At 67.9% G+C, this 860-nt stretch carries 1 pseudogene; it reads left to right on the top strand.

The window, feature by feature from the left end:
• Positions 1 to 860: pseudogene (locus IMZ11_RS42730) on the top strand (DNA-directed RNA polymerase subunit beta'); the annotation flags it as partial.

Below are 860 nucleotides of genomic sequence, written 5' to 3'. Positions count from 1 at the left end.
GCGAGGCCGTCGGCATCGTCGCCGCCCAGTCCATCGGTGAGCCCGGTACCCAGCTGACCATGCGTACCTTCCACCAGGGTGGTGTTACCGGTGGCGCCGACATCGTCGGTGGTCTGCCTCGCGTGCAGGAGCTGTTCGAGGCCCGTATCCCGCGGAACAAGGCGCCCATCGCCGACGTCGCGGGCCGGGTCCGGCTGGAGGAGAGCGACAAGTTCTTCAAGATCACCATCGTTCCCGACGATGGCGGCGAGGAAGTTGTCTACGACAAGCTCTCCAAGCGTCAGCGCCTGCGCGTGATCACCCACGAGGACGGCTCCGAAGGCGTGCTGTCCGACGGTGACCACGTCGAGGTCGGCGACCAGCTGATGGAAGGCTCCGCGGATCCGCACGAGGTGCTGCGTGTCCAGGGCCCCCGCGAGGTGCAGATCCACCTCGTCAAGGAGGTCCAGGAGGTCTACCGGGCCCAGGGCGTGTCGATCCACGACAAGCACATCGAGGTCATCGTCCGGCAGATGCTGCGTCGCGTCACGATCATCGATTCGGGTGCCACGGAGTTCCTGCCCGGCTCGCTCACCGAGCGTGCCGAGTTCGAGACCGAGAACCGTCGCGTCGTGGCCGAGGGCGGCGAGCCCGCGGCCGGCCGCCCGGTGCTGATCGAGGTCGATCTGGCCGGGGCGCGCGCCGTCAAGAAGGCCATGCCCGAGGCGGTATCGGTGTTCCTGGCACCGCCGAGCTGGGACGAACTGGTCAGCCGGTTGTCCGGTCGCGGCACCGAGACCCCCGAGGTGATGGCCAGGCGATTGGAGACGGCGCGGGCCGAAATGGCCGCGCAATCCGACTTTGACCAGGTTGTCGTGAAC

The sequence above is a fragment of the Microtetraspora sp. AC03309 genome (assembly GCF_020826795.1).
In the GTDB taxonomy this organism is placed as follows: domain Bacteria; phylum Actinomycetota; class Actinomycetes; order Streptosporangiales; family Streptosporangiaceae; genus Microtetraspora; species Microtetraspora glauca.
Note: the sequence above shows the minus strand (reverse complement) of the source record. Positions and strands in the feature narration are given on the sequence as shown.